The organism is Pseudescherichia sp. AS216, assembly GCF_037152055.1.
Taxonomy (GTDB): Bacteria; Pseudomonadota; Gammaproteobacteria; order Enterobacterales; family Enterobacteriaceae; genus Pseudescherichia.
In genome coordinates this window covers 184,478-200,772 of the sequence record NZ_JBBCMV010000002.1, presented here as the reverse complement: position 1 = coordinate 200,772, position 16,295 = coordinate 184,478, and the positions used below count along the sequence as shown (strand labels likewise).

The 16,295-nt window shown below is 56.8% G+C and carries 13 protein-coding genes; 12 read left to right on the top strand and 1 reads right to left on the bottom strand.

Annotated features, from left to right (window positions below):
- Nucleotide 1: 1 nt before the first annotated feature.
- The 12 genes from tssF (at nt 2) to WFN61_RS06445 (ending at nt 15,146) form a co-directional block, all read left to right on the top strand.
- On the top strand, nt 2–1,873 hold the full coding sequence (tssF, locus tag WFN61_RS06500; RefSeq protein ID WP_257758390.1) for a type VI secretion system baseplate subunit TssF: 1,872 nt from the start codon (nt 2–4) through the stop codon (nt 1,871–1,873).
- The gene (gene tssG, locus WFN61_RS06495; RefSeq protein ID WP_144817784.1) at nt 1,870–2,913 is read left to right on the top strand and encodes a type VI secretion system baseplate subunit TssG; all 1,044 of its coding nucleotides are present in this window, start codon (nt 1,870–1,872) and stop codon (nt 2,911–2,913) included. Before tssF ends, tssG begins: the two co-directional genes overlap by 4 nt.
- Nucleotides 2,914–2,959: 46 nt before the next feature.
- Nucleotides 2,960–5,575, top strand: a complete 2,616-nt coding sequence (tssH, locus tag WFN61_RS06490) for a type VI secretion system ATPase TssH (RefSeq protein ID WP_337038341.1) — start codon at nt 2,960–2,962, stop codon at nt 5,573–5,575.
- 26 nt (nt 5,576–5,601) lie between these two features.
- Nucleotides 5,602–7,044, top strand: a complete 1,443-nt coding sequence (locus tag WFN61_RS06485; RefSeq protein WP_144817786.1) for a serine/threonine protein kinase — start codon at nt 5,602–5,604, stop codon at nt 7,042–7,044.
- 39 nt (nt 7,045–7,083) lie between these two features.
- Nucleotides 7,084–8,562, top strand: coding sequence for a phospholipase (locus tag WFN61_RS06480; protein ID WP_144817787.1), 1,479 nt, complete (start codon nt 7,084–7,086; stop codon nt 8,560–8,562).
- Nucleotides 8,563–8,603: 41 nt separating this feature from the next.
- Complete coding sequence (locus WFN61_RS06475; protein ID WP_144817912.1) at nt 8,604–9,332, top strand: ankyrin repeat domain-containing protein; 729 nt, start codon at nt 8,604–8,606, stop codon at nt 9,330–9,332.
- A gap of 150 nt (nt 9,333–9,482) precedes the next feature.
- Complete coding sequence (locus WFN61_RS06470) at nt 9,483–9,983, top strand: hypothetical protein (protein ID WP_337038338.1); 501 nt, start codon at nt 9,483–9,485, stop codon at nt 9,981–9,983.
- Nucleotides 9,984–9,997: 14 nt separating this feature from the next.
- Nucleotides 9,998–10,456 (top strand): hypothetical protein, encoded by a 459-nt coding sequence (locus WFN61_RS06465; protein WP_337038337.1) that lies wholly within the window; start codon nt 9,998–10,000, stop codon nt 10,454–10,456.
- A 94-nt stretch (nt 10,457–10,550) separates the two neighbouring features.
- Nucleotides 10,551–12,512 (top strand): type VI secretion system Vgr family protein, encoded by a 1,962-nt coding sequence (locus WFN61_RS06460; RefSeq protein ID WP_257758384.1) that lies wholly within the window; start codon nt 10,551–10,553, stop codon nt 12,510–12,512.
- Nucleotides 12,513–12,534: 22 nt separating this feature from the next.
- A complete protein-coding gene (locus tag WFN61_RS06455; RefSeq protein ID WP_257758383.1) occupies nt 12,535–13,590 on the top strand; it encodes a PAAR domain-containing protein in 1,056 nt (351 codons plus the stop codon).
- 24 nt (nt 13,591–13,614) lie between these two features.
- Nucleotides 13,615–14,058: a hypothetical protein gene (locus tag WFN61_RS06450; RefSeq protein WP_337038336.1), complete on the top strand. Its 444-nt coding sequence runs from the start codon at nt 13,615–13,617 to the stop codon at nt 14,056–14,058.
- A gap of 14 nt (nt 14,059–14,072) precedes the next feature.
- Nucleotides 14,073–15,146, top strand: a complete 1,074-nt coding sequence (locus tag WFN61_RS06445) for a hypothetical protein (protein WP_257758381.1) — start codon at nt 14,073–14,075, stop codon at nt 15,144–15,146.
- A 78-nt stretch (nt 15,147–15,224) separates the two neighbouring features.
- Here WFN61_RS06445 and gap read toward each other — a convergent pair whose 3' ends face one another.
- The gene (gap, locus tag WFN61_RS06440) at nt 15,225–16,235 is read right to left on the bottom strand and encodes a type I glyceraldehyde-3-phosphate dehydrogenase (RefSeq protein ID WP_257758380.1); all 1,011 of its coding nucleotides are present in this window, start codon (nt 16,233–16,235) and stop codon (nt 15,225–15,227) included.
- Nucleotides 16,236–16,295: the final 60 nt, after the last annotated feature.

Genomic DNA, 16,295 nt, shown 5'->3' with positions numbered 1-16,295 from the left:
TATGGAAAGTAAACTGCTTGAGTACTACAACCGCGAGCTGGCCTATCTGCGGGAGATGGGTGCAGAGTTTGCCCAGCGCTACCCTAAAGTAGCCGGGCGGTTAGGGATGCAGGGCATAGAGGTGGCGGACCCGTATACCGAGCGCCTGATGGAAGGCTTTGCCTTTTTGACCTCCCGCGTACAGCTCAAAATGGATGCCGAATTTCCGCGCTTCTCCCAGCGCCTGCTGGAGATGCTGGCCCCCAACTATTTAGCTCCCACGCCGTCCATGGCCATCGCTGAACTGCAGCCCGATAGCGGGCGGGGCGATTTGAGCAACGGGTTTATCGTGCCGCGCGGCACCATGATGGACAGCCTGGCGCTGAAAAAAAACGGGGTCACCTGTAGCTATACCACGGCGCATGACGTCAACCTGCTGCCGCTGAAAATCGACAGCGTTGAGCTGGGGGGCGTGCCTGCCGATCTGCCTCTCGCCCAGCTTGGCCTCAGCCAGCGCGGGATCACCAGCGCCCTGCGGATCCGCATCGCCTGCGATGGCCCGCAGCACCTTGGACATCTCAACTTTGACCGGCTGGATTTCTTCCTGAGCGGCCCCGACATCGAAGCGCTGAAGCTGCTGGAACTGGTCATGGAGCATCACGTTGGCGTTGTCTGCCAGACCGTGGGCGCGCAGCCGCAGCGTCAACAGCTGCCAGAGAACGCCCTGCGTCATGAGGGTTTTGACGCCGACCATGCGCTGCTGCCAGAGGATCTGCGCAACTTTGATGGCTACCGGCTGCTTCAGGAGTATTTTGCTTTCCCGGCGCGCTTCCGCTTTATCAGCCTGAGCGGCCTTAGCAAGCTGATTAGCCGCTGCGAAGCAGAGCATGCGTTTGATATTTTCATCCTGCTGGATAAAACCGACGAGCAGCTGGAGCGGGTTGTGGACGCCAGCCACATGGCGATGCACTGCACGCCGGTGATCAATCTCTTCCCGAAGGTGGCCTCTCGCCAGAAGCTAAGTGATAACCAGCACGAATGTCATCTGGTGGTCGATAATATCCGTCCGCTGGATTATGAAATCTATGCGGTAAACAAGATCTACGGTAGCGCCGACGGCCAGCGTGACGATCAGACGTTTCGTCCGTTCTGGAGCACCTGGAGCCAGGATGCAGGCAACTACGGAGCCTACTTCTCCCTGCGCCGCGAGCAGCGTGTGCTGTCCGAACATGCGCTACGCTACGGCACCCGTACCGGCTACACCGGCTCGGAAGTGTTTGTCTCGCTGGTGGATGAGCAGCATGCCCCGTGGCAGGAGAGCCTGCGCTATATCACCGCCGACGTGCTCTGTACCAGCCGCGATCTGCCGCTGATGCTTCAGCAGGAGCTGGGCCAGTTTATCCTGTCGGATTCGATGCCGGTGAAAAAGCTGAGCCTGCGTAAAGGCCCCACGCCGCCGCGTCCGGCGCTGGCGGAGGGGTTCAGCACCTGGCGGCTCATCAGCCAGTTGCAAATGAACTACCTGAGCCTGATGGACAGTGAAAACGAAGACGGCGCCGCCGCGCTGCGCCAGCTGCTCGGCCTGTATGCCGGCCTGGCCGAAGCGCCCATTGCCCGCCAGATCGAGGGCGTTCGCCACTGCGTGCTGGAGCCCGTTCATCGCCGCGTGCCGGAGCCGGGGCCTATCGTTTTCGCCCGTGGCATCGGCATTACCCTGACGGTGGACGAGCAGGCCTTCTCGGGTTCCAGCCCGTGGCTGTTTGGCAGCGTGCTGGAGCGCCTTTTCGCCCGCCTGGTCTCCATCAATAGCTTTACCGAGTTCACGCTTAAGAGCCAGCAGCGGGGGGAGATTGGCTACTGGGCACCGAGAATGGGCAAAAGGGCGCTGATATGAGTGAAACCGTGACCACGCTACGGCAGGTTCATCGCCTGACGCCGCTGCCGGAGACGTTCTGGCGCGGGGTGATGGACGCGCCCTGGCGCTACGATCTCTTCCAGCTGCTGAGACGCGTTGACGCCCAGGGGGGCGAGCGTTACCCGCTGGGCCGTGCGCCGCTGCCAAAATTTGAGCCGCTGCGTATCGGTCAGCAGCCCTCCATGAGCTTTGCCCCCTCCACGGTGGCACAGGTTCGCCAGCGGGCGCAGAGCGGATTGCATGAGGTCTCTATCCTGAGCTTTGGCATGTTTGGCCCCAACGGCCCGCTGCCGGTGCACATGACGGAGTACGCTCGGGAGCGTATCCATCACCATCAGGACGATAGCCTGGCCGCGTTCGCCGATCTCTTTCATCATCGTCTGACGCTGCTTTTCTACCGCGCGTGGGCCGATGCGCAGCCCGCCGTGTCGCTCGACCGTGCTGACAATAAGCGTTTTGATCGCTATCTGGCGTCGCTTATCGGTATGGGGCAGCCGGGGCAGATGGCGAAAGGCAGCCTCAGCCCACACGCGCGCTTTACCCATGCCGGACACCTGACGCGCCATAGCCGCGATCCGGAAGGGCTGGAGAAGATCCTGCGCAACTACTTTAAGGTGCCGGTAAAGCTGGCGATGAACGTGCCGCAGTGGATGCCGCTTTCCTCTCGTGAGCAGGCCCAGCTCGGTGCGGGACGACGCCTGCCCCGGCTAGGCCAGTCGGCGTTTCTTGGCGTAGCCGTCCGCGACGTGCAGCATAAGTTTCGTATCGAAATAGGTCCGCTGAGCGCAGAGGAGTATGACCGCTTTCTGCCTGGCGAAGCCTGGGTAACGGCGCTGCGCGACTGGGTGCGCCAGTACCTGGGTCTTGAGTATCAGTGGGATACGCAAATTTTACTACGAGCCGATGCGGTACGCGGCGTGGCGCTCGGGGGAGGCGGTCGGCTGGGTTACAACACCTGGCTTGGACAACAGCCTCTGCCGATACCTCGCGGCGACCTGGTTTTTAGCGCAGAGCTCTGATTTTCGTCTCTGACGTCACACATCAATGTTATCAATGGAACCGAACATGTCAGAAATCAGCCGTGCCGTGCTTTTCGGCAAACTCGATACGCTGTTATTTACCTCGCTGGAAAGCGCCACCGCCTTCTGCAAGCTGCGCGGAAACCCGTATGTTGAACTGGTGCACTGGCTGCATCAGCTTATGCAGCAGCAGGATGGCGATCTCCAGCAGGTTATCCGCCACTTCTCTCTTGATGAGCCACAGCTCACCCGCGATATTGTCGCCGCGCTGGATGCGCTGCCGCGTGGGGCCAGCTCGGTCTCCGATCTCTCAGAGCATATCGATAGCGCCGTTGAGCGCGCCTGGGTATACGGTTCGCTGACGTTTGGCGTAAGCCGTATTCGCGGCGGGCATCTGCTCATTGGCCTGCTTAAAACCTGGAACCTGGCGAACGTGCTGAAAAGCATCTCCGCCCAGTTTGGCCGTATCAACGTTGAGGTGCTGCTGGAGCAGTTCGACACCATCTGCGCCCAGAGCAAAGAGACGCAGCAGGCCGCCGCAGCCGCAGAGGCACCCACCGGCGCGGTGCCCGCTGCACAGGGCACGCTGGCGCAGTACGGTCAGGATCTGACGGCCCGCGCCAGAGAGGGAAAAATCGATCCGGTGGTGGGGCGCGATGAAGAGATCCGCCAGATGGTGGATATCCTGATGCGTCGTCGGCAGAATAACCCGTTGCTGACCGGGGAAGCCGGGGTGGGTAAAACGGCGGTCGTGGAAGGATTAGCGCTGCGTATCGCCGAGGGCGACGTGCCGGAACCGCTGCAAAATATTCAGCTGTGGCTGCTGGATATCGGCATGTTGCAGGCGGGCGCGGGCATGAAAGGGGAGTTCGAAGCCCGGCTCCAGGCGCTGATCAATGAAGTCCAGTCCAGCGTCACGCCAATCATTCTGTTCATTGATGAAATTCATACCCTGATTGGCGCTGGCGGCCAGCAGGGCACCGGCGACGCTGCCAACCTGCTGAAACCGGCCCTGGCGCGTGGTCAGCTGCGTACCATCGGCGCAACCACCTGGGCGGAATACAAAAAATACATTGAGAAAGATCCGGCCCTGACCCGCCGTTTCCAGACGGTACAGGTGCATGAGCCGGACGAGGCAAAAGCCGTGCTGATGCTGCGCAGCACCGTCTCGCCGCTGGAGAAGCATCATCAGGTGCTGCTGCTGGATGAAGCGGTCAGCGCGGCGGTGAAGCTTTCCCATCGCTATATTCCCGCGCGCCAGCTGCCTGATAAAGCGGTCGCCCTGCTTGATACCGCCTGCGCCCGCGTCGCGGTCAGCCAGAGCGCACCGCCGGCGCAGCTTGAAGCCTGCCTGCGCCGTATTGCTGCCCTCGACGTAGAGATCGAAATTGCCGGACGCGAAGCGCGGGTCGGCGTGGGTGAAACCGACCGGGTCGCCACCCTCCAGGCGGAGCGCGACCAGCAAGAGACCCAGCGCGAGGCGTTAAACCAGCGCTGGGAGGAGGAGCGTGGCCTGATCAGGGAGATTATCCGCCTGCGCGCGGCGCTGTTTGCCGCCGAAGAGGAGGAGACGACCGAGCTGCGTAGCCAGCTGGCTGACCAACAGCAGGCGCTGAAGACGTTGCAGGGCGATGCGCCGCTGCTGTTCGCCGCCGTGGATGAGAACGTGGTGGCTGCCGTGGTCTCCGACTGGACCGGCATCCCGCTGGGGCGGATGGTGAAAAACGAGATCGACGCGGTGCTGAGCCTGGCCGATACGCTCAATCAGCGGGTGATTGGTCAGCGTCACGGTCTGGAGCTGATCGCTCGCCGGGTGCAGACCTCGCGGGCGAAGCTTGACGATCCCAACAAACCCATCGGCGTCTTTATGCTGTGCGGTCCCTCCGGCGTCGGTAAAACCGAAACCGCGCTGGCGCTGGCAGAGTCACTCTACGGCGGCGAGCAGAACGTCATCACCATTAACATGAGCGAGTTCCAGGAGGCGCATACCGTCTCTACCCTTAAGGGCGCGCCTCCGGGCTACGTGGGCTATGGCGAGGGTGGTGTGTTAACCGAGGCGGTTCGCCGTCGCCCCTACAGCGTGGTGCTGCTGGACGAAATTGAAAAAGCGCATCCGGATGTGCATGAGATCTTCTTCCAGGTCTTTGATAAGGGCTGGATGGAGGATGGTGAAGGACGCCTGATCGATTTCCGCAACACCATTATCATCCTCACCTCCAACGTCGGCACGGATCTGATTAGCGCTATGTGTGCCGATCCGGAGCTGATGCCGGAGCCAGAGGCGCTGGGCGGTGCGCTACGTCAGCCGCTGCTACAGGTCTTCCCGCCTGCGCTGCTGGGCCGCCTGCTGGTGGTGCCTTACTATCCGCTCAGCGATGATATGCTGGGTCAGATCGTTCGCCTCCAGCTTAAACGTATTCAGCGCCGTCTGGAGGAGAACCACGGCATTGATTCAGAATTTGACGACAGCGTGGTAGAGCAGATTGTTCAGCGCTGTACCGAGGTCGAGTCCGGCGGACGTATGGTTGACGCCATTCTTACTAATACGCTGCTGCCGCAGATGAGCCAGATTTTATTGACCGCCAGCCGCAGTGACGAGCAGTACCAACGTCTGCGCGTCACCTGTGAGCAGGGCGAGTTTCACTGTCAGTTTGCCGTGTAACGCAATCATCAAGAGAACTGTTAAACATGATGGATAATGATAACAATCGGACTGTCCCAAACGCGCTGCCGGTCGGGTACCGTTTCAATGAGTTTGAGATAAAAGAGGTGATTGGCGGCGGTGGATTCGGCATCGTATATCGTGCCTGGGACCACCAGCTTGAGCGCACTATCGCCATCAAAGAGTTTATGCCCGCCTCGCTAGCCGTACGTGGCGACGACATGACGCTGGTACTGCGCAGCGAGCGCTTCGGTAAAGCCTTCTCTGCCGGGCTGAATAGCTTTATCCAGGAGGCGCGCCTGCTGGCGCGCTTTAACCATCCTAACCTGGTGCACGTCCTGCGCTTTTGGGTGCAGAACGATACTGCCTACATGGGGACGCTGTTCTACAGCGGGACCACGCTCTCCCGCCTGCGCGAGCAGAAGCCAGAGATGGTTAACGAGGCGTGGATCCGCCGCATGCTGCCGATGCTGTTTGGTGCCATCAAGACCATTCACGATGAAGGCTACCTGCATCGCGATATCTCCCTGGATAATATTCAGATCCAGGATAACGGCCTGCCGGTACTGCTCGACTTCGGCTCGGCGCGTCGCACCATCGGCAACCTCTCCGACGAGACGGAGACCATGCTGCGCCCGGGCTTTGCGCCCATTGAGCAGTACACCGATGACAACGAGAGCGAGCAGGGGCCGTGGACCGATATCTACGCCCTGGGTGCGGTGATCCATACCCTGATCGTCGGTTCACCGCCGCCGGTGAGCGTAGTGCGCTCGATTCAGGACACCTACAAACCGTTGGCCGAGCTGCAGCCAGCGGGCTATTCGCTCTCTCTGCTCCAGGCGGTGGATCGCGCGCTGATGCTGCGCATGGACGATCGTCCTCAGTCGATTGACGAATTCGCCGTCCTTATCGACATGCCCGTTGCGGGCATTGACGACGTGCTGAGCGCCAAAAAGCCGGGCACCATGCTGGTCCCGGTAGAGGAGACGCCGGAGCCGACGTCTGCCCTGGACTGGCGGCGCTACAAGGTTCCAGCGATTGGCGCAGCGGGGATCATCGTCGGTATCGTTGCGGGCGCGCTGCTGTTCAGCGGCAGCGACGATGAGACGCCGGAAACCGCCAGCGTCGATACCGCCGTCACCGCACCGCCAGCGCCAGCCGAGGCACCCCCGGCCACCACGGCGAATGAGGCTCCGGCTGCTGTTCAGACCCAGGCTCCACCGGCGGTGGAAAGCGCGCCCCCGGCGGCGGTTGAAGCCGAGCCGATTGTGCTGGTCTACATTCGCATGCTGGAGGGTGAAACCTTGCAGATTAACGGCGAGTCAAAAGCACTACGCCCGGCGACCAACGGCTACGCCTCTCTTACCCTCCCGGCAGGGGAGTTCACTTTTGAACTGCAGGGGAGCGGTAAAACGCGCACGCAAACGCTGAATATTGCTAAGCCCGGCACGTGGCTGGTGAACCCGTAAACGCGGCGAAAGTCAGGGAGGGGTGACAGGACAAAGCCTATGTACAACATTAAATTTATCTATCTTTTTAGTGAAAAAGTGCCGCCCGCGATGTTCGATAGAATTATGCGGCCCTCGGTCGCCGGGCAGTGGATCATGTCGGTGCCGGAAAATTCATTACGCTCGCTGTTTACGCGCTACGATCTGCTTCAGTGGGTTACCGGAGCCAACCCGAACCAGTCCGGGCGCAATACGCGAAAGCTTATTGTGCAGGATCTGGAGATCGGCAGGCTGGTGGCGATTGATAATAGCGCTCGCGGTTGGTCAGCGGCGACGGAGATGTTCTACATCAACGGTGAGGGCGAGCTTACGCTCGGCCCATCGGGGAAGGAGGGGTTGAGCTGGTCGTATCCGGTAAGCACCGTCATCGACCGCTACGAAACCATGGTGCGGGCGTATGAACGTCCGCCAGCTACCGTGATCCCTGCAATGCATGTGGTGAAATCCAAAGCGCCTCAGGTGGGACAGCAGGCCACACCAGGAAAAGACAATCAGACCTATGCCGCACAGCTCCAGGAGATGACCAAGGCCCAGCGCTGGCAGGCACGAAAAGATCTGATCGGCAAGGGGAGTACCAGTCCCTTTCCGGATGCACAAATTGCTGCCAAGCGGCTGGCAGCAAACAATATCGCCGTAGAGAAAGCGAAGCTTGCAGAGAACGTCTATAAAACCGTCGACCCGCTGAAAGCGACGCCGGGGGTGCCAGAGGGCTGGACAGATATCAGTAATGATGACGCGGTGCTGAGTAAGCTGGGCCTTAAGAGCAGTATGCTTTATGACAAAGAGGTCGCACCTGATTTTCTGGCGCGTGTTTATCAGCCAGACCCCAGCGTTTTCGGCAGCGATATGAACCCTACCGTGGTTTTCAGGGGATCGCGGGAGCCGGGGTTGGCGTCGGGAGCAGAGCTGAAAGCCTGGTTCTTCAATGAGGAAGGTGGTCGAGTAATTAAAAACGGTGCTGACTGGTCGAATAATTTGTCGCAGGGAGCAGGGATGAGTGCGCCATATTATGAAAAAGCGGTGGGCATAGGTAACTTAATCGCCAAGTCAGGTCAGAACGTAGATATCGCCGGGCATTCCCTTGGCGGTGGCCTGGCATCGGCAACGTCGATTGCCAGCGGTAAACCCGGATGGACGTTTAACGCCGCAGGGCTAAACAGCGGCACCGTAGAAAGATATGGTGGAAGCCTGTTGGGTAGTCCAGACAATATCCAGGCCTACCGCGTTAATGGCGAACTCCTGACTAAGCTTCAGGAAGTCAACCTGTCGGAGGACGCCGGTATCATGAAGGACTTTGGACCGGGAGGTCTTCTCCTTAAAGAAGAGATATCCGCTCTGAGCCCAAACGCGGCGGGTATTCCACACGATCTGCCTGGCGGAGCGGGTGGAGCACTCAGCCGTCACGGTATCGATCAGGCTATTCACTGCATTGAGCAGCAAAAAGATGAAGATATTGCGATTATCGGGAGTCGAGTGTGAAGACGATTTTTTCATTCAGCCTCGCGCTGCTCTTTACGTTTATGATTCAGGGGTGTAAGCAAACAATGGATTTGAATCCGCAGGATTACTTCAGCGGCCAGCAGCTCGAGCTGGCAAAGGCAATTGAGCAAGGTGAAGTTAACGAGGTAAAAAAACTCGCACCGGAAACCGATCTCAATAAACCCGGACAGCAGGATATGACGCTGCTGTTCTGGGCGCTCAGCAATGCCATAAACGATAAAAAAACAGCACCCCAGTTAGAAATCATCACCGACCTGGTGAAGGCGGGGGCAGACCCGCTCCAGCCGCGCCCGGCCGGTGGAAGCAGCCCGGCTGAATTTGTTTTGCAAGGGGATAGTGGAGACTGGATTAACGCGCTGCTGGACGGAGGCTTGTCGCCTGATGCGAAAGATAAAGTGCATCACGATCCCATCATAATGGAAACGATCAAGGCTAAAAATACCGAGACGCTGAAAGCGATGCTGGATCGCGGAGCCAATATTAACGTTACCGATTCGCTGGGAAATACGTTGCTGATCTATGCCCTGGATTATGGCAAGCATGACCATGTCCTGCTACTGCTGGATCGTGGCGCCGATCCTGAAATCCGTAGCAATCTCGGCTGGACGATGGGCAATCAGCTGCAGCGCCTTTTAAAGGGTGCGAAAGAGGGCGACGAACACTATCAAGATTTGATCAAAATAAAAGAGAAGCTGATCCAACATGGCGGGAAGTGGCCGCCTGCGCCACCCGCTAAACCCGTTAATTAACTCTTTAACGGGTGCAGAGTTATTAATATAACAGGGAGTTGTTAATGAAAGCATTATTATCGGTGTGTCTTGCACTGACATTGACTTTCATTGTGCAGGGATGCACGTGGCGATGAACACCAGCCCCTGTTAAAAAGTGAGAAGCGGATTATGACCACAAAAGAAAAAGTCTTCTATTTTTGGGGCATCATGGATGTCATTTGTATTTATTATTATATCATTAAGCCATTCTCATCTGTGGGTGACCTCATCAGTTCAGCGGGTGGTGGTGTATTTATGGCGATATACTTTATCGCAGCGGGTAAGGTATGGACGGCGCTTTATGTTCTTATTTTTATATTTACGCCAGTGTCACTTTTCTTTTCAGCCTGGTTTTTCTTTAAAAAACGTGACTATGCCATCCGTTTTGCTTTGATTCAGGAAGTGTTTCGCTTTATCACGGTTCGCTGCTCAATACCCTTTTTTCTATCGATATTAGCCAAAGTTGATACGCCTGATGGCTACCTTGGTTTATCACTATCTCTGGTTATGGCCATGATTCCAGCTGAGATATTGAAGATAGGCTCATTGATGTATGTGGCAAAAAAATACCCCGTTAAGCGTGACGCGGATGAGCGTCACGAGAAGTGGCCGCCTGACCCCATTGAATAAATGAGACATAAATTATGACCACAAGAGATAAGGTCTTCTACTTTTGGGGCGTTATGGATGTCATCGGTATCGCCTGGTACATTATGGGGCCGATCGCGTCGCTGGAAAATATGTGGGCATCAGCGGCCGGTAACCTGGCGGTGGTGATCTTCTTTTTTGCCTCAGCGGGACCCTTAGCGGGGCTGTTTTATCTGGCATATCTCATTACGCCATTCACCTTTTTCATCTCAGCGTGGCTTTTCTTCAAGAGAAGCGGGGCTGCTATCAAGTTTGCCCTGGTTCAGGAAGTGCTGCGTTTTCTGACGTTTCGCTGTTCAGTTGCGCTCTTTCCCTTACTTGCCGGGAAGTTAGGCGTTGCAGGAGGCTGGATGAACATCTCTCTGCTGATCCTGTCTGAGGCGCTAAAAATAGGATCGCTCATCTACGTGGCTAAAAAACACCCCATCAAGCGTGACGAATCTGAATCGAAATAAAACTCAGGTACTAATTTGGGTAGGTTAATCTTGCCAGCACCTTTAATTTACCATCACATCATCTGCATCGCATAAACCGTATGGAATAAAGATTATGCTTAACCGTATCACTGTCCAGCTTCCCGTTGAGGGACTGCTTTTCTGGAAACTCTCTGGCCGTGAGGCGCTCTCAGAGACGTTCGCGCTAACGCTGACCCTGCTCGGAACCGATGCCCGCCTTGACCGCAGCACGCTGCTGGGCCAGCCGGTGACTATCACCATCCCGACGCAGAGCCTGCTGTCGCCGCGCTATATTAACGGCAAAATCACTAAGGTAGGCGTGAGCGCGGTAGAGCTGTCTGGATCGCGCTATGCGGTATATGAGCTGATCGTTGAACCCGATCTGTGGCCAATGACGCGCGACCGCAACCTGCGCATCTTCCAGGGCCAGACGGTGCCGCAGATCGTTAAAACCCTGCTCGGCGAGTGCCAGGTCAATATCGAGGATCGCCTGGTCTCAAGCTACCGGGTGTGGGAGTACTGCGTTCAGTATCAGGAGAGCAGCTTCGACTTCATCAGCCGCTTGATGGAGCTGGAAGGTATCACCTACCACTTCAAACATGAAGCGGATCGCCACACGCTGGTGTTAACTGATTCCGCGACCCAGCATGAGCCCTTTAGCGGCTACGAGATGATCCCCTACCACATGACGCCGTCGGGCGGCAGCACGGATGAAGAGGGCATCGGTCAGTGGGCGCTGGCCGACAGCGTGACGCCAGGCATCTACAGCCTTGACGACTACGACTTCCGCAAGCCGAACGCGTGGCTGTTCAAGGCCCAGCAGAACCCGACCTCGCCGAAGCCGGGCGGGATTGACGTCTACGACTGGCCGGGGCGTTTCGTCGAGCACGGCCATGGAGAGTTCTATGCCCGTATTCGCCAAGAGCGCTGGCAGGTGGAGCACCAGGAGATCCATGCCACCGCGACGGCGATGGGCATCGCGCCGGGCTATACGTTTGCCCTGCTGAACGCCCCCTTCTTCAGCGACAACGGCGAGTATCTCACCACGGCGGTGCACTATCAGTTTGAAGAGAACCGCTACGCCAGCGGCGCGGATGGCTTCACCATTCACCGCATCGACTTCTCGGTCATCCCGTCGTCGGTGGTGTTCCGTCCGGCGCAGGCCACACCCTGGCCGCGCACCTTTGGCCCGCAGACCGCACGCGTGGTTGGCCCGGAAGGCGAATCCATCTGGACCGACAGATATGGCCGGGTGAAGGTGAAGTTCCACTGGGACCGACTGGCGAAAGGGGATGACACCAGCTCCAGCTGGATCCGCGTCTCCAGCGCGTGGGCGGGCCAGGGCTACGGCAGCGTGCAGATCCCGCGCGTGGGTGATGAAGTGGTGATCGACTTTATCAACGGCGATCCGGATCGCCCGATCATCACCGGGCGCGTCTACAACGAAGGCAGTATGCCGCCGTGGGCCTTACCCGCTGCCGCCACGCAGATGGGCTTCTACAGCCGGAGTAAAGACGGGCACAAAGACAACGCCAACGCCCTGCGCTTTGAGGACAAGGCGGGGGCCGAGCAGATCTGGGTGCATGCCGAAAGGAACATGGACACCGACATTGAAAACAGTGAAACCCACAGCGTCGGTGTCGATCGGACAAAAACTATCGGTCAGGATGAACACGTCAAGGTTAAGCGCAACCGCGATGTAAACGTCGGGGTGAACTCAACCAGCAATACCGGAAGTCAGCACAAGATTAACGTCGGCGAAAACCAAACCGTATTGACTATGGATAAAGACGGTAATGCCCTGCTGGAGGCTAACACCTCTATCAAGCTCAAGGTGAAGGATAACTATATTCTTATCACGCCGTCGACCATCGAAATTATTGTTGGAGAAGGTACGCTGAAGGCAGAGAGTATTACCGAAGCCTCCTTCAAAGGCACGGAGATGACCAAGCTGGGCGGCGGTAAAGATGGCGAGCTGAAAGTGAATAATACGCTTAATATCAGCGGAACCAACCTGACCGATATTAAAGGCGCTGTCGTTAAAATTAACAGCTAATTTCAGCAGAGGGATAGTGATTATGGGACAGCCTGCTGCGAGAGCAACAATCGACACCAGCGCGCATACCGGTCCAATACAGTCCGGAAGCCCCGATGTGATCATCGGTGGTTTTCCTGCCGCACGTAAGGGCGACACCTTATCGTGTTCAAAGCACGGCAGCGGCGCGATCGTCGGTGGATCCAGCACGGTCTTCGTAAACGGTGTGCCGCTGGCCCGTCTGGGGGATCAGACCAAGTGCAACACCGGCGGCTCGCCTGCACCCGCCGCGCCGAAACCCGCCGCACCGCAGTACTGGGGCGGCACGCTGGCGAAAAAGGCCGGTGAAGATGGCATGATGCACGGCGACCATTACGATGCCCGCGTGCTGGGCGCCTATGCCAGCCTTGAGGATAAAACGGAGCTGGGCAAGCTTGATACCGCTTCCGTTGGCTTTTCCCTTGCGGATATCACCGTCGGGAACATGAAAAGCAAGGATCTCGCTAAAGGCGAGATTCGCACTAAGTTAGCTACCGCAAATGCGAGCGGTGGTCTGGTTCTCGATCGGCAAGATTATGCGGCCCTTAACGCGAGCGCAACCGCAACAGGCATGCAGTACGGTGCCTCAGGTGGTCTCGGTAAAGAGGGTGTCCTGTACGGCGGCGTTGGTGGAGACTTTACCGTAGGGACCGCCGAAGCGAAGGCCGTCAGCGAAATGTACAAAGGGAACAAAGGACGTTACGGGTTTAACGTTGAATTGGGTGCCGAGGCTGCCGGGATCAAAGGTGAAGGTACGGCAAAAGCCGATCTCTTCGGTGTGATTGTTGCTGATGGCAAGCTCGGAGGTAGCGTAGGGAGTGCTGGTGCATCGGCTGGGTTAGCGGCCTTTGTTGATGCAACAGATTATTCTGTCAATGTTAAGGTTGCAGGGGAAGTTGCTCTCGCGCTCGGGCTTAAAGCCGACGCCAACGTTAAAATAGCCATTAAACCTATTCTGAATTTTATTTTCGATGACGATGACAAGCCTGCCAGTGCGGCTCCTGATAGCGGAGATGGCGTGATCAAGACCGGCTGTGTTACAGTCATTATAGGGGATTAATATGTGTAAACGAGGGATGAAGTAATGAATTGGCTATTTTTTATTGTCTTTTTAGGATTAGCGCTCTTTTTTATCTGGAATGGAAAGGACCGTTTTTCTAAAAAAGAGTGGGTGCGTATGGCTTTACTGCTCGGGCTGATTCTTTTAGGGACATTTATTATAGGCTATATTTTTAAATGGCTGTCCCTGTCGCTCTCTCTGTTTTCAATAGCAACAGCTAAGCAATATACGGCTATTGTCTCACTCTCCTTCCTGTGTGTATGGATATTGAAATTGGCGGTTGTTCTCCTTTGCACCATTTTTGCAAGGATCATGGGATTCCATGAAGTGCACAACGCTGAAAATTATCAGAAAATATCATCTATCTCGAATAAATTCGGACCGGTTTTGCTGATTGCGGCAAAATGTTTAGTTTCATTCGGTGCTTTCCTTATGTTCTACGGCATCTGGTTAACCGCTGCGGTCTAAGTTAAAGAGGCTTTATGAATACCGAGAGTAACTACCCGTTTCCCATCGCCTCCAGTGCCAGCAACGAAGACATTGAGGCGAACTACTGGAAGTGCCTGTACACCTCTACTGATAAGCAAATGCTTCAGTACTGGGTGATCCTGCCCAAGCGCGTCAAGCCGGCAGAGCTGGCTCCGCAGCACATTGCCGAGGTCAGTCTGACTAATCTTGGCCGCTACGTGACCAATGATACCCAGCCCTATATGGAAGTGTGGGCCGCTTACGAGCGCTGTGAGTGGGAGATGAACCCGGCGGACTGGCTGTTTAATAAGCTGGAGCTGATGGGCGAGAAAGTGCTGAACCAGCGTTTGATTGTCAATCCTGCCGGCAGCGGTGTGTTTGCCGATGTGCTGACGCTTAAAACCCACTCTTCCGGGGATGAGGTGATCTCACGCTTTACCGTGCAGAAGGACTACAACCCTGATGAGGGCGGTGGCAACTACTTCCTGATTAAAGCGGCCTGTGCAGCGCGTGACTATCCGGCGCTGGCAAATGATATGTTCTTTACGGTGGTGAACTGGGATCTGATGCATCGCAGTAATCTGGCCCTGGCGGAACTGTTGAAGACCGTGAGCCTGAGTAATAAAAACAGCAGCGGCTTTAAAATCCCTGACTCCTGGCAGGTGAAGGCGCTAACGGACACGCGGCTGGTGGTTGAGCATACCTTTGGCGATATCAACTACGGCGTAATCAATCTGTGCTTCTATTCGCAGGAGACGCTGTTTAATGCGCAGGATGTTTTCATGGTTGCCACCAAGCGTTTCCATGAGCATGAGCCTGCCGTCACGCTGACCACTGAAGCGCTGAGCACGGTTAAGAATGAGTTTAGCCCCTCGCTGGGAGAAACGCTCTCCACCTGCCAGGGCGAGCTCGTCAGCGCCGAGGAAAAAATGCGCGCTATGTACCAGTGCTATATCTTTAGCGTAGGCAAAATCTGGTGCTACGCAGAGCTGGTCGGCAGACACCGCAATCATAGCGACTACCACTTCGAGGCGAATAAACGTTGTCTGGAGATTATCCTTTCAACTTTTCATATTGAAACAGCGTAAGCCACGCTTTTAATTAAGCTAAAAATGCCAGTGACTTCTTCGGTAACTGGCATTTTTTGTAGAGAGTATTTACAACATTTATAAACCGCGCTGGGCCATTAGTTTAGCAAGGTCAACCAGACGATTAGAGAAGCCCCACTCGTTGTCGTACCAGGCGAGGATCTTAACCAAGTTCCCGCCGATGACCAGCGTAGAGAGACCGTCGATAATTGAGGAGCGCGGATCGCCCTGATAGTCGCTGGAGACCAGCGGCTCGTCGCTGTAGCCCAGAATGCCCTGCAACGGCCCCTCGGCGGCGGCCTGGCGGAAAGCGTCGTTTACCTCGTCCACGGTCACGTCACGTTTCAGGGTCACGGTCAGGTCGACAATCGACACCACCGGGACCGGCACGCGCAGCGAGTAGCCGGTGAGGCGGCCTTCCAGTTCAGGAATAACCTTGCCGAGCGCCTTCGCCGCGCCGCTGGAGTAGGGGACAATCGACAGGGCAGCGGCACGCGCCCCGCGCAGATCTTTCTCCGGCTGATCGTGCAGCGCCTGGCTGTTGGTGTAAGCGTGGGTGGTGTTCATCAGACCATGCTCAATGCCGAAGCGCTGATGCAGCACCTGAGCGGCAGGAGCCAGGCCGTTAGTGGTGCAGCTGCCGTTGCTAACCACAAAGTGCTTCTGCGGATCGTAGCTCTCGTGGTTGACCCCCAGCACGATAGTGAGATCGTCGTTTTTGCCAGGGGCAGAGATGATCACCCGCTTAGCGCCGCCGTGGGTGATGTGCACCTCGGCTTTTTCGCGATCGGTAAAGAAGCCGGTGGCCTCAATCACAATCTCAACGCCGACGCTGGACCACGGAATAGCCGCTGGATCGCGCTCGGAAAAGACCCTAACGGGTTTTCCATCTACCTTCAGTTCACCTTCTGCTGCCTCCACCGGTACGGGAAGCGTCCCCAGCAATGAGTCATGCTTTAACAGATGCGCTAGCGTTTTGCTGTCCGTCAGATCGTTAATTGCCACAATCTGTACGTCTGCATTACCTAACGCGGCACGAAGCACGTTGCGACCGATCCTGCCGAAGCCATTAATACCGACCTTAACCATGATGTACTCCTGTTATGCTGTAACTGGAATCAGAGTAGGTCGCGCCCGTAATGGCGTAAA

What these genes read in the sequence shown, in the direction of transcription:
- gap (WP_257758380.1), bottom strand. Translation starts at nt 16,235, where the DNA reads ATGGTTAAGGTCGGTATTAATGGCTTCGGCAGGATCGGTCGCAACGTG.
- tssF (WP_257758390.1), top strand. Translation starts at nt 2, where the DNA reads ATGGAAAGTAAACTGCTTGAGTACTACAACCGCGAGCTGGCCTATCTG.
- WFN61_RS06480 (WP_144817787.1), top strand. Translation starts at nt 7,084, where the DNA reads ATGTACAACATTAAATTTATCTATCTTTTTAGTGAAAAAGTGCCGCCC.
- WFN61_RS06465 (WP_337038337.1), top strand. Translation starts at nt 9,998, where the DNA reads ATGACCACAAGAGATAAGGTCTTCTACTTTTGGGGCGTTATGGATGTC.
- WFN61_RS06485 (WP_144817786.1), top strand. Translation starts at nt 5,602, where the DNA reads ATGATGGATAATGATAACAATCGGACTGTCCCAAACGCGCTGCCGGTC.
- tssH (WP_337038341.1), top strand. Translation starts at nt 2,960, where the DNA reads ATGTCAGAAATCAGCCGTGCCGTGCTTTTCGGCAAACTCGATACGCTG.
- WFN61_RS06475 (WP_144817912.1), top strand. Translation starts at nt 8,604, where the DNA reads ATGATTCAGGGGTGTAAGCAAACAATGGATTTGAATCCGCAGGATTAC.
- tssG (WP_144817784.1), top strand. Translation starts at nt 1,870, where the DNA reads ATGAGTGAAACCGTGACCACGCTACGGCAGGTTCATCGCCTGACGCCG.
- WFN61_RS06460 (WP_257758384.1), top strand. Translation starts at nt 10,551, where the DNA reads ATGCTTAACCGTATCACTGTCCAGCTTCCCGTTGAGGGACTGCTTTTC.
- WFN61_RS06455 (WP_257758383.1), top strand. Translation starts at nt 12,535, where the DNA reads ATGGGACAGCCTGCTGCGAGAGCAACAATCGACACCAGCGCGCATACC.
- WFN61_RS06470 (WP_337038338.1), top strand. Translation starts at nt 9,483, where the DNA reads ATGACCACAAAAGAAAAAGTCTTCTATTTTTGGGGCATCATGGATGTC.
- WFN61_RS06445 (WP_257758381.1), top strand. Translation starts at nt 14,073, where the DNA reads ATGAATACCGAGAGTAACTACCCGTTTCCCATCGCCTCCAGTGCCAGC.
- WFN61_RS06450 (WP_337038336.1), top strand. Translation starts at nt 13,615, where the DNA reads ATGAATTGGCTATTTTTTATTGTCTTTTTAGGATTAGCGCTCTTTTTT.